General features: G+C 70.1%; 10 protein-coding genes. 7 read left to right on the top strand and 3 right to left on the bottom strand.

Annotation, left to right across the window (positions count from 1 at the left end; genetic code table 11):
* The first annotated feature begins 60 nt into the window (after positions 1 to 60).
* Genes WCJ52_RS01160 through WCJ52_RS01130 form a run of 7 tightly spaced genes read left to right on the top strand, consistent with a single transcriptional unit; the run spans position 61 to position 5,818 of the window.
* A complete protein-coding gene (locus tag WCJ52_RS01160; protein ID WP_336901454.1) occupies positions 61 to 345 on the top strand; it encodes an integration host factor subunit beta in 285 nt (94 codons plus the stop codon).
* Between the two features lie 38 nt (positions 346 to 383).
* Positions 384 to 794, top strand: coding sequence for a large-conductance mechanosensitive channel protein MscL (gene mscL / locus WCJ52_RS01155; protein WP_336901453.1), 411 nt, complete (start codon positions 384 to 386; stop codon positions 792 to 794).
* 27 nt (positions 795 to 821) lie between these two features.
* Entirely contained in the window at positions 822 to 1,490 is a 669-nt protein-coding gene (locus WCJ52_RS01150) for a phosphoribosylanthranilate isomerase (protein ID WP_336901452.1), read from the top strand.
* Between the two features lie 7 nt (positions 1,491 to 1,497).
* Positions 1,498 to 2,718: a tryptophan synthase subunit beta gene (trpB, locus tag WCJ52_RS01145; RefSeq protein ID WP_336901451.1), complete on the top strand. Its 1,221-nt coding sequence runs from the start codon at positions 1,498 to 1,500 to the stop codon at positions 2,716 to 2,718.
* Entirely contained in the window at positions 2,715 to 3,548 is an 834-nt protein-coding gene (gene trpA, locus WCJ52_RS01140; protein ID WP_336901450.1) for a tryptophan synthase subunit alpha, read from the top strand. The genes trpB and trpA overlap by 4 nt, the downstream gene beginning before the upstream one ends.
* A gap of 7 nt (positions 3,549 to 3,555) precedes the next feature.
* Positions 3,556 to 4,482, top strand: coding sequence for an acetyl-CoA carboxylase, carboxyltransferase subunit beta (gene accD / locus WCJ52_RS01135; protein ID WP_336901449.1), 927 nt, complete (start codon positions 3,556 to 3,558; stop codon positions 4,480 to 4,482).
* A 16-nt stretch (positions 4,483 to 4,498) separates the two neighbouring features.
* Positions 4,499 to 5,818 (top strand): folylpolyglutamate synthase/dihydrofolate synthase family protein, encoded by a 1,320-nt coding sequence (locus WCJ52_RS01130; RefSeq protein WP_336901448.1) that lies wholly within the window; start codon positions 4,499 to 4,501, stop codon positions 5,816 to 5,818.
* A 13-nt stretch (positions 5,819 to 5,831) separates the two neighbouring features.
* Here WCJ52_RS01130 and trxA read toward each other — a convergent pair whose 3' ends face one another.
* The 3 genes from trxA to addB all read right to left on the bottom strand — a co-directional run.
* Positions 5,832 to 6,158 (bottom strand): thioredoxin, encoded by a 327-nt coding sequence (gene trxA / locus WCJ52_RS01125; protein ID WP_336901447.1) that lies wholly within the window; start codon positions 6,156 to 6,158, stop codon positions 5,832 to 5,834.
* 94 nt (positions 6,159 to 6,252) lie between these two features.
* Entirely contained in the window at positions 6,253 to 9,744 is a 3,492-nt protein-coding gene (addA, locus tag WCJ52_RS01120; protein WP_336901446.1) for a double-strand break repair helicase AddA, read from the bottom strand.
* A partial coding sequence (gene addB, locus WCJ52_RS01115; RefSeq protein WP_336901445.1) for a double-strand break repair protein AddB occupies positions 9,741 to 12,076 on the bottom strand: 2,336 nt, incomplete at its 5' end. The genes addB and addA, both read right to left, overlap by 4 nt.

The following is a 12,076-nucleotide window of genomic DNA, read 5'->3' as shown; positions in this document are numbered from 1 at the left end:
CGCTGAAGTGGTGGCCTGACGGCGCGCGCGAACGGCCGGATTTCGGGGGTGGCCAGGGGCATGATCAAGTCCGAACTCATCGCCAGGCTGGCCGAGGAAAACCCGCACCTTACCCAGAAGGACATCGAGCGGGTCGTTTCCGTCATCCTCGACCGGATGATCCAAGCCCTTGAGGATGACGGTCGGGTCGAGCTTCGCGGCTTTGGCGCCTTCTCAGTCCGGTCCCGCGGCGCCCGCTCCGGCCGGAACCCCCGGACAGGCGTGGCCGTTTCCGTCCGCGCCAAGCATGTTCCCTTCTTCAAAAGTGGCAAGGAACTTAGGGTCCGGCTCAACGCCGACGACTGACGCTCCGGCGTCTCCAGGACAAGCAAAGGGAGGAACCCATGTCCATCTTCAGTGAGTTTCGCGAATTCATCGCCCGCGGCAACGTCATCGACCTCGCGGTCGGTGTCATCATCGGCGGGGCCTTCGGAAAGATCGTCACGGCCCTCGTCGAGGGGGTGGTCATGCCTCCCATCGGCCTCCTCACCAGCGGCGTGGACTTCTCGCACCTCAGCTGGGTCCTCAAGGCAGACGATCCTGCCACTGCGGCCGACGAGTTGGTAGCGATCCAGTACGGTGCCTTCCTGAATACCCTGATCCAGTTCGTGATCGTCGCTTGGGTGATCTTCGTGATGGTCAAGGGGGTTAACGCCCTGCGCCGGGCCCAGGTGGCTGCGGCACCGCCGCCGGCCCCTTCGGCCGAGGAAACCCTCCTTGGTGAGATCCGCGACCTGCTGAAGTCCGGTCGCTGATCCTCAGGCCTTGAACTTGGAGCCTGCATGGCCCTAATCCGGGCCATGCACGTTCCCGCCAAGATCTGCGGCCTGTCCACGCTGGAAACCGTCGAGGCCGCTGTGGCCTCGGGCGCCGGATTCGTCGGCTTCAACTTCTTCCCGGCAAGCCCGCGATTCGTCGAACCCGAGGCGGCCGCCCGGCTCGCCGAGCCGGCCCGGGCGGCTGGCGTGCGGATCTGCGCCATCACGGTAGACGCCGGCGACGAGGTCCTGGACAGGATCGCCCGGATCCTACGCCCGGACCTCATCCAGCTGCATGGCAAGGAATCGCCGGCCCGGGGAGCCGAGGTCTCCCGCCGCACCGGAGTGGGGCTGATTCGCGCCCTGCCGGTGGGTTCCACCGCCGACCTTGCGGCCGCCGGGCCCTGGTCCGATGTCGCCGACCACCTTCTGCTAGACGCCCGCCCGCCGGAGGGTGCCGGAATGACCGGGGGGCTGGGCCAGGCCTTCGACTGGTCTATCACCAGGGACTTTCGCACCCCCCGTCCCTGGTTCCTCGCGGGGGGTCTCGATCCCTGGAATGTGGCCGAGGGCCTGGCGACTTCCGGGGCCCCCATGGCGGACGTTTCCTCTGGCGTGGAGCGCGGTCCCGGATTAAAGGACGCGTCATTGATCTCGGCCTTCCTCGACGCTGTCCGCCGAGCCAGACAATAGGCCCCACGTGAACCAGATCACTACGCCCAACGACTATTCCGCCTATCCTGACGCCTCCGGCCGGTTCGGCGATTATGGCGGCCGCTACGTGCCCGAAACCCTCATGCCCCTGGTGCATGAGCTTGAGGCGGCTTTCCGGCTTGCCATGGCCGATCCAGCCTTCCACGCCGAGCTGGATGGCTATCTCAAGCACTATGTCGGCCGGCCGAGCCCCATGTACTTCGCCGAGCGCCTGACCCAGAAGTTCGGGGGGGCGAAGATCTATCTCAAGCGCGAAGAGCTCAACCACACGGGTGCGCACAAGATCAACAACTGCATGGGCCAGATCCTCCTGGCCATGCGCATGGGCAAGACCCGGATCATCGCCGAGACCGGGGCCGGCCAGCACGGAGTGGCCACGGCCACGGTCTGCGCCCGCTTCGGCCTGCCCTGCGTGGTCTACATGGGGGCTGTGGACGTCGAGCGCCAAAAGCCCAACGTCTTCCGGATGAACCTCCTGGGCGCCCGGGTCGAGCCGGTGACCTCGGGCTCCTCGACCCTGAAGGACGCCATGAATGAGGCGCTTCGGGACTGGGTCACCAATGTCGATGACACCTACTACCTGATCGGCTCGGCAGCGGGCCCGCATCCCTATCCGGAGATGGTCCGCGAGTTCCAGGCGGTCATGGGCCGGGAAGCCAGGGCGCAGATCCTCGAGGCCGAGGGCCGGCTCCCCGACGCCGTGGTCGCCTGCGTGGGCGGGGGATCGAACGCCATCGGTACCTTCCATCCCTTCCTCAACGACGAGGGCGTGCGCCTGATCGGGGTCGAGGCCTCCGGCGATGGCATGGACACCAAGCGCCATGCGGCGGCCATCAATGGCGGCCGGCCTGGCGTCCTCCATGGCAACCGTACCTACCTGATCCAGGATGAGGTGGGCCAGATCACCGAGGCGCACTCGATTTCTGCGGGCCTGGACTATCCCGGGATCGGTCCCGAACATGCCTTCCTGCACGATGTCGGCCGGACGGAATACCTGACCTGCACCGACCGCGAGGCCCTCGAGGCCTTCCGGCTCTGCGCAGAGCTGGAGGGGATCATTCCGGCCCTCGAGACCAGCCACGCCCTGGCCCGCCTGCCGCAGATCTGCGCCGAGGTCGGCCCCGACGGGATCGTGGTGGTCAACCTGTCCGGCCGGGGCGACAAGGATGTGGCGACCGTGGCCCAGGCCCTGGGACTCTCGATTTGAGCCGCGCCCGGATCGACGCCCGCTTCGCCCGCCTCCACCAGGAGGGCCGTGCCGGCTTCATCCCCTACGTGATGGCGGGAGATCCGGACCCGGAGACCGCCCTGGCCATCCTCAAGGGGCTTCCCGCCGCCGGGGCTGACCTGATTGAGGTGGGCTTTCCCTTCTCCGATCCTTTGGCGGAGGGCCCGCCGATCCAGCGCGCAGCCCAGCGGGCCCTGGCCCGGGGCATGACCCTGCAGAAGACCCTGGACCTTGTCGCTGCCTTCCGCCGCTCGGACTCCGAAACACCGGTCATCCTGATGGGCTATGCCAATCCCCTCGAGACCCCGGGCTATGTGGCCTTTGCCCGTGACGCTGCGGCTGCGGGCGTGGACGGCCTGATCGTGGTCGACATTCCGCCTGAGGAGGCCGATCCCCTCGCCGACGCCCTGGACGCCCAGGATCTATCCCTGATCCGGCTCGCCACACCCACGACGGACGACCGGCGGTTGCCTGTGGTGGTCCGGCGGACCTCGGGCTTCGTCTATTACGTCTCCGTCGCCGGGGTCACCGGCGTGAAGGAGGCCGACGCCGGCGCCGTGGCGCCCAATGTCGCCCGGGTCCGCGCCGCCTCCGGGCTTCCGGTGGCCGTGGGCTTCGGCGTCCGGACCGAGGCGAGGGCGGCCGAGGTGGCCCGGGTCGCCGACGCCGTTGTGGTCGGCTCAGCCCTGGTGGACGAGGTGGCCGCCGCCCTGGCTGCAAACGAAGACGTGACCGACCGGGTGCTTACAAAAGTGGCGGGTCTGGCTAAGTCTGTCCGGGCGGCAAGGACGTCGGGTGTCGGAGCTTAGGCGCAGAATGGCGATGGCGGACGAGACCGACGATAAATCCGGGAAGCCGCCCCAGCCCCCCCGGGAGCGTGGCGGCTGGCTTGCCAAGATCGCCCCCGGCGTCCGCAACCTGGTGGCCAGGCGCGAGACCCCCGAGAACCTCTGGGTCAAGTGCCCGGATACGGGCGAGATGCTGTACCGGCCCGACCTCGAGGCGGCCATGTGGGTCACGCCCTCGGGCAGCCACATGCGCATCGGCGCCGCCCAGCGCCTGCGCTACACCTTCGACGACGGACGATTCGAGCGTATCCCTTCGCCGGTCGTGGTCGATGATCCCCTGAAGTTCCCGGACGACAAGCCCTATGCCGACCGTCTTAAGGCGGCGCGCAAGGCGACCGGCGAGCAGGACTCCATGGCCGTCGCCTTCGGAAACATCCGGGGCCAGGCGGCGGTGGTCATCGTCCAGGACTTCAACTTCATGGGCGGGTCCCTGGGCATGGGCGCCGGCGAGGCCTTCATCAAGGCCGCCGAGGAAGCCGTGCGTCGCAAGGTTCCCCTGGTCATCTTCACCGCCTCCGGGGGTGCCCGCATGCAGGAGGGGACCCTGTCCCTGATGCAGATGGCCCGGACCACCCTGGCCCTCAACGAGGTCAAGGCCGCTGGCCTGCCCTATGTCGTAGTGCTGACCGACCCGACAACCGGCGGGGTCTCGGCCTCCTACGCCATGCTGGGCGATATCCACATTGCCGAGCCCAACGCCATGATCGCCTTCTCTGGCCGCCGGGTCATTGAGCAGACCATTCGCGAGGTCCTGCCCGCCGGCTTCCAGAGGGCTGAGTTCCTGATGGAACGGGGCATGGTCGACCTGGTGGCGGCGCGCTCTGAACTGCCGGACATCCTCGCCTCGGTGCTCGGGACCCTGATGCTGGGCCGCGCCCGCGCCCGCGCTGCCTGATCGTCGAGCCGGGACCATGTACGATCCGATCCGGGCTTCTGACGCCGTCATCCAGCGCCTCCGGGCGAGCCACCCGTCCCTCATCGACCTGACAACCGGACGGGTCGAGCGCCTTCTGGAGGCCCTTGGCCGGCCCGACCTACGCCTGCCTCCTGTGATCCACGTCGCGGGCACCAACGGCAAGGGCTCCACCACCGCCTTCCTGAGGGCCATGGCCGAGGCGGCGGGGCTGAAGGTCCACGTCCTCACATCGCCCCATCTGGTGAGGTTCGCCGAACGCATCCGGGTGGCCGGGCGACTGATCACGGACGAGGCCCTTAACGCCCTCACGGACCAGCTCGAGGCGGTCAATGCCGGTCAGCCCATCAGCTTCTTCGAGATCACGACGGTCCTGGCCCTGCAGGCCTTTGCAGACACCCCCGCCGACCTCTGCGTGATCGAGGTCGGCCTGGGCGGGCGGTTTGACGCCACCAACATCTTTGACGCCCCCGCCGTGTCGGTGATCACGCCGGTCGACTACGACCACCTGGAGATGCTGGGTCCCGAATTGTCGAAGATCGCCTGGGAGAAGGCGGGCATCATCAAGCCGGGCCGGCCCGTGGTCTCCGCTCGCCAGCATGAAGAGGCCCTGGCGGTGATCGAGGCCGAAGCCGAGGCCCGGGGCGCACCCCTGACCCTGGTCGGCCGGGACGCGGATATCTGGCGGGAAAGGGGCCGGCTGGTGGTCCAGGCCCCGGACCGGCTTCTCGATCTTCCGCCGCCGTCCCTGCCCGGCCTCCACCAGTTCGAGAACGCCGGCCTCGCCGCCCTCGCCCTCCTGGCTCTCGGCGACCCGCGCATTGACGAGGCCGCCCTTGCAAGGGGCGCCCAGGAGGCGGTCTGGCCCGGCCGGTTCCAGAGACTCACCACAGGACCCCTGGGCGGGCTGGCTGCGGCCAGGGGATCGGACCTCTGGCTGGACGGGGCCCACAATCCTCACGGTGCCGCTGCCCTGGCGCGGACCTGTGAGGAGATGGGGGCGCGGGATCCCCGGCCCCTGGTTCTGGTGACCGGGCAGTTCTCCCGCAAGGATCCCCGTGGCTTCTTCGCTGCATTCGCGGGCCTGGGTCCGCAGGTGGTCGCCACGACCTTCGAGTCCGCCTCGGCCCTGTCGCCGGACGTCCTGGCGGAGGCGGCCCGCGCGCAGGGTCTTGAGGCTTCAACGGCGCCAGATGTCTCGGCCGCCGTCGCCCTGGCCCTGGATGTGAAGGGGCCTCCGCCCCGGATCGTGATCTGCGGCGGCCTTCACTTCGCTGGCGAGGTGCTGGCCCTCAGCCCGGAAACCTGGCCGACCTGAGGGGGCGTCGGGCTCAGCCGACGCCGGACTCGGTCAGCCAGTCGACGATCTTCTGCTTGGGCATGGCGCCGACCTTCATGGCGGTCATCTGGCCGTCCTTGAAGAGCATCATGGTCGGGATGCCCCGCACGCCGTAACGGCCGGGCGTTTCCGGGGAGTCCTCGATATTCAGCTTGACGACCGTGACATGCTCGCCAAGTTCCAAGGCGATCTGCTCGAGGGCCGGGGCGATCTGCTTGCAGGGCCCGCACCACTCCGCCCAGAAATCCACCAGGACGGGCTTGCCCGACTTCAGGACGTCGGCTTCGAAGGACTGGTCAGTGACGGCGACGGTGCCCATGGGCGGCTCCTCGATTGGGGGTCCGGAACCTCCGGACGTTACCCCTAGATAGGGCCAGCGGGGGTGTCCGATCAACTCCCCCAATCAAACGCCCCTATCGAAACCCCTCTCGCAGGGCCTCGAGCGCCGACCGCAGCAGCGGCTCTGGCGCGGGCGTCAGACGCGGGCCGTCGGTCCAGACCAGGGCCGCGCGAATCTTTCGCCCCGGGTAGAGGTCGCCCAACACCGCCCAGTACATGGCCAACTGGCGAAGGTAGGCCGGGTTGGCATCCTCGATGCGGGCCGGTGCCGGCCGGTTGGTCTTGAAGTCGGCGAACAGGACCTCGTCGTCCCGCACCACCAGGCGGTCGATGCGTCCGGAGATGCGCAGGCCTTCCGGGAAGGCCGCCGCCCCTCCGACGATCCCCGCTTCGGCCCGGGATCCCGGACCGAACAGGAAGGCGAACTCGGGGTGTTGCAGGACGCCGAGGGCCGCCGCCGTCATCTCTGAAACCTGGTCAGCGGTCAGGCCGGCCTCCTTCTCCAGAAGCCTACGCGCTGCCCGGTCCCAGGACGCGGAGTCCAGGTCCGGCAGGATCTGCAGGAGGCGGTGGATAAGCTCGCCGCGGCGGAGCCGGCCCAGTCCTCCCAGGCCAGCGAGGGGTGAAAGGGCAGCCACCGGCGCCGAGTCGCCAAGGTCTGAGGGCGAGGCGAGGCGGCTGAGGGGTTCGGCCTGGGCAACCTGCCCCAGCCAGGACGGGACCGTCGCGGCGACCGCTGCCACCCCGGCGCTGGCGGGTCCCAGGACCTCCGGGTCTGCGCCAAAACGCCGGAAGCTGAAGTCGTCGCGATCGATCCGCCGAACCCCGTCGCCCAGCCGGTCGGCAAAGGCCTCGGAGACGGCGCTCCACCACCCCTTCAGGTTCTCTTCACTCCGGTTGCCCGGCAGGGTTCCGCAGAGGATCAGGCGGTCTCGCGCGCGGGTCAGCCCCACATAGAGCAGGCGGCTGAGCTCGCGGCCCGACTCGCGCCCGCGGTCCTCCCGGGCCCTGGCCTGGGCCTGGCAGTCCTCGTCACGTGACCCCAGCCAGAGGAAGGTTCCGTCCCCGGTCCGGACCAGGCCCGACCGCCCGGGATCCGCGAAGGTCATGTCGGGCAGGATGACGATCGGGGCTTCAAGCCCCTTGGCGCCGTGGGCGGTCATGATCCGCACCTCGTCCGCCCCGGCGGCGTCCATCTCCCGGGCCACGTCGACATCCAGCCGGTCCAGGTCGGCGGCATAGCTCTCCAGGTGCCGGGACCCGGCCCGTTCCAGCTCCAGGGTCTTCTCCAGGAACACCCCGAGGGCCTCCTCGGCCTCCCGGCCCAGGCGGGTCAGGAGCCTCTGTCGCTGGGAGCGCCCGCAGGGACCGGGGGATTCCAGAATCCCGACGATGAAGTCGTAAGGCGTGTGGCCCACCCCGGTCCTGGCCACCTGCCCCAGGAAGTCAGCGGCCTGGGCCCAGTCGCTCCGGCCGTCTCCGGCACGCCGCTTCAGGGTGTCCCAGAGCGTCGGATCGGGGCGGTCCCGCGCCAGGTCGAACAGGCTTTCGTCAGTGACATCGCAGAACGGGCTGCGCAGGAGGGCGGCGAGGGTCAGGTCGTCGCCCGGGAAGAGGGCGAAGCGGACCAGGGCCCTCAGGTCCTCGAACAGGATGTGCTCTGACAGCTTCAGCCGGTCGGCCCCGCCCACGGGCACGCCGCTCCGCTTCAGCTCGCGCAGGATCTCGTCGAAGAGGGTGCCGCGCCGGCGGACCAGGATCAGGATGTCGCCCCAGGACGCGGGCCTTCGTCCCTTCGTCTTCTTGTCGCCGATGGACTCGCCCTGGCTCACGATCCGCCGGATCTCGCCGACCATGCGCCGGGCCAGGATCCGTGGGCTGGAGTCGGTTCCCAGGGCGTCGGGCGGGTCCTCCCAGGCGTCCCGCGTCTCCTTCTCGGCGGGGGGCACGAGGTCCCAGAGGTCCACGCACCCGGGATCCCTGCGCCCGGCCTCATGGCGGATGACCGGCGGCGTCTCGCCCTCGGCGCTGACCAGGGCCTGGGCCTTCTCGTCCCCGGCGAAGACCGCATCCACGAAGGTCAGGACCTGCGGCACGGACCGCCAGGACCGGGTCAGGTCGATGCGCTCGAAGCGGGCGCCCACGGCGGCAGCAGCCTGGCTGTGATGGGCGTACTCGATGCCCAGGTTCTCGGGTGAGGCACCCTGGAAGGAATAGATCGACTGCTTGACGTCACCGACCACGAAGAAGGACCGGCCCGGGCCGTTCCCCCTTAAGGCCTGGCCAGCGCCGGAGAAGAAGTCGCCCGTCAGGCCCCTGAGGATTCCCCACTGGTCCGGCGCGGTGTCCTGCGCCTCATCCACGAGGATATGGGCCAGCCTCTGGTCCAGCTTGTACAGCACCCAGGCGGCCATGGGCGCGGTCTGGGTCAGGGCGACGGTCCGGCCCACCAGGTCGCTGAAGTCCAGCTTCCCCGACAGGGTCTTCTCGGTCTCGTAGGCGGTCAGGTAGGCCTGGGCGAGGACGAGGATGTCGAGGGTCCTCTGCCCCGCCACGGCCATGCGCCGGCGCATCTCCAGCCCGAGCAGGCGGTTCGCCTCTCCGTCGAGCAGGCCGACGATGTCCGGGAGGGGCTTCAGGCGGGGTGAGCTTGCGAACCAGGTGGCGACCGTCCAGGTCTTCGTCAGGAGCATCGGCCGCACCTGTTCGTAGGTCGGGCGGCCCTGGCTGGCCTGCAGGGCCTCACCGCGGCCCTTCTCGGTCTTCCCCGAAGAGGCCACGAGGATCTCGGAGATCCGCAGCCAGTCCCCGGGGGCGAGTCCCTGCGAGACATCGACCAGGTCGGCCTCCGCCTGCGCAGGCTCGAGCGGTTCCGGCGCGCCCGTCAGCGCCGTCCAGACCGCGGCCTCCACCCCGCCCCCGGTGGCGGCTTCCTCGAACCATCGTCCGAGGTCCGTGGACAGCCGCGCGAACTCGTCGAAAAGGCCGAGGAACCGCCGGTGGTCCAGGTCCACCGAAAGCCGGGCGTAGGCCTGGGCGATCCGGCCGTCGCCCCCAAGGGCGTGGCGCGCGATCCCGGCGTGGGCCCTGCGCGCCAGGTCCGCCGCGCCGAGGTCATCGAGCACCTCGAAGCCTGGGGATACCCCGGCCTCGAGGGGAAACCGGCGCAGCAGCTTCTCGCAGAAGGCATGAAGGGTCTGGATGCGCAGGCCCCCTGGCGTCTCCAGGGCCTGGGCGAAGAGGGCCCTGGCCTTCGAGAGCGCGTCGGGCTTGTAGGCGGCGGGGGGGCGGCCCTCCAGCGCACCAAGGGCCATGCCGAGATCCTTGTCCGGCATCACCGACCAGTCGCCCAGGAGCCTGAACAGCCGGTCCTGCATCTCCGCCGCTGCGGCCCGGGTGTAGGTCACGCAGAGGATCTGGTCGGGCTCGGCCCCGGCCAGCAGCAGGCGGGCGACCCGGTCGATCAGGGTCTTGGTCTTGCCCGAGCCCGCATTGGCAGTGACGAAGGCCGACAGGAAGGGGTCGGCGGCGAGGGCCTGGGGGTCGTCGACCTCGGAGGGGGTCATGTGTCCTCTCCCTCGCCGATGGAGGACCATTCCCGTACCCGGGCCAGGTGATCATAGTCGCTCGCGTAGAGCTTCACCTTGGCCGGTGCGACCCGGGAGGTATAGGGGCGAGCGGGGTCGTCAAAGGCCTCGATCCGCGCCTTGAGGCCGTCGAGGGCCGCCGCCGAGGCCTGTGTGGCGGTCATCGACGTGTCGATGGCGCTGCGGATCTCGCCGGCCGGCCGGCGTCCGGTGATCCGCACGTAGGACAGCTCCTCCACCCTCAGGCCCTGTAACCCGGGAAAGCCGTCGGCCTCGAGGATGGCGCCGGTCAGGGTCAGCTGGGGGGAGAACCCGGTCTTGACGGTGTCGATGGAGGGCGGTGCGCCGGTCTTGTAGTCGAGTATGCGGGCGATCTGTCCGGGGCCGATCTCCAGCCGGTCGGCCTTGGCGGTGAGGACGAAGTTGCCTGCCCGGGTCGCGAAGGTCAGCTGGCCCGCCTGCTCGACCACGATCCGCCGCCCGTCGCTGCGCCGCTGGCGTTCCTGGTCCACCATCCAGGCGGCAATCTCCCGGCCCAGGGCCTGCTCCCGCGCCAGGCCGATGGCGTCCATCCCCGCCGCCCTGAGCGCCTCGATATAGAGGTGGTCGAGGACGTCGGCGGCGTCGCCAGGCAGGTCTACCGGGTAGGTCTCGACGAAGGTTTCGAGGGCCGAGTGGATCGCCGTGCCTCGGATGCGGACGTCTACCGACGTATCCGGCCGGTCCATGGGGTAGAGGCGAAGAATGTCCCGGGCCCAGACCTGGTAGGGGTCTCGGACCAGGGCCTCCACACGGGTCACCGCCAGCCTGCGAGGCCGGGCCTCCAAGGGCGGGCAGGGCGCGGGACGCAGGGCCGGCGCAAAGGGGCCGGGCGCGTCGAGGGCCTCTGCGAGATCCATCAGGTCCGGGCGCCCGGCCAGGGTCGCGCCGGCGCCCCGGGCCAGGGTCCGCAGCCGCCAGAGCCAGCGGGACTCCAGGACGGGCGCGCCGCGCCGCCGCCGGGTGTTCAGCAGGAACACCTCGGGTGCGCAGGCCGATTGGGCGAAGTCGTGGGCCGACAGGGCGATCCGCCGTTCGGGTGCCGGGAGTCCCAGGGCCGTGCGCATGGTCCTGGACAGGAAGGGGTCCACCCCGGCCGCCTGGGGCCAGACACCTTCCTCAAGCCCGGCCAGGATCACCCGGTCGGCCCGGGCCATCCGCGCCTCCATGGCGCCCAGTATGCGGAGCCTCGGGTGGCTGGCCCGGGCGGACCGCACGCTCTCGCCCGCGACCAGGGCCTCGAAAAGTTCGATGAAGCCCGCGACGGTCAGTTCCGGCGTCACGGCGCCGTCCTCGACCAGCTGGGCCAGGAGCCGGGCCATGGCCTCACCGTCGGGGCCAGCCCAGAGGGCACCGGCGCTTCCGTCTGCCGGGGTGCACAGGGCTTCCAGGACCTGGGTCAGGCGGAGGGCCCAGTCGCCGGCGTGCCGGGAGTCCGGGCCAGGCCCATCGGGTTCCGCCAGGGCGGCGGCATAGGCCTCCAGGAGCTGCAGGGCCTCAGGTCCAGCAGGCTCGCGCGCCGTCTCTCCGCGACGCCTCAGTTCGTCCAGGGTCTCGGACCGCGTCCGGCGCAGGGCGCTCCGTTCCAGGTCGTCCCGGGCCGCCGCTAGGGCTTCCGGGTCCCTCTGAAGCGTGACGAGGGGGTGCTTGAGCAGGCCCAGCAGGACCGACGGCAGGGCAGGGTCCGCCAGGGCCCGGGCTGCAAGGCTGGCGAGGACGGCGCAGGGCCGGCCTGCCAGGGGCTCTCCTGCCGAGGCGTCCGCCGTCACGCCCCAGCGGGCGAGGCGCGCGCAGACCCTGCGGGCCAGGTCCTGGTCCGGGGTCACCAGGGCAGCGGTCCGTCCTGGGGTCTCCAGGGTCTCGCGGAGCAGCAGGGCGGCGGTGAGGGCGCAGGCCTCCTCGTCCCGGGAGGAGATCACCGTCAGGCCTTCCAGCCCCCGGGTGATGGTCCTGACGCCAGTGCCGTTCTTGTCGGCGACGGTCGCCAGCCAGTCTGAGGTGCGCGCCGCCGGACGAAGGGCGAGGCTGATGAGCTTGCGACGGTCGGCCCCTTGCGGGTTGTCGCCGCCGAAGGGCCCCCAAACGAGGACGTCCTTGCGGGCAACACCGGAGCTGTTCAGGAGTTCGTACAGAGCGGCCTGCGGATGCTGGTCGTCCACCTCCAGACCCGTCGCCTCGGGCGAGAGATCGTCGGTGTCCAGCCCGGGAAGGACCACAGCACCCCGGGGGGCTTGGGCGATGACCCGGAGAAGGCCGGCCGTGGCCTGGACCG

It is taken from the genome of Phenylobacterium sp., from assembly GCF_037138395.1.
Taxonomy (GTDB): domain Bacteria; phylum Pseudomonadota; class Alphaproteobacteria; order Caulobacterales; family Caulobacteraceae; genus Phenylobacterium.
This window is presented reverse-complemented; position numbering and strand designations above follow the sequence as displayed.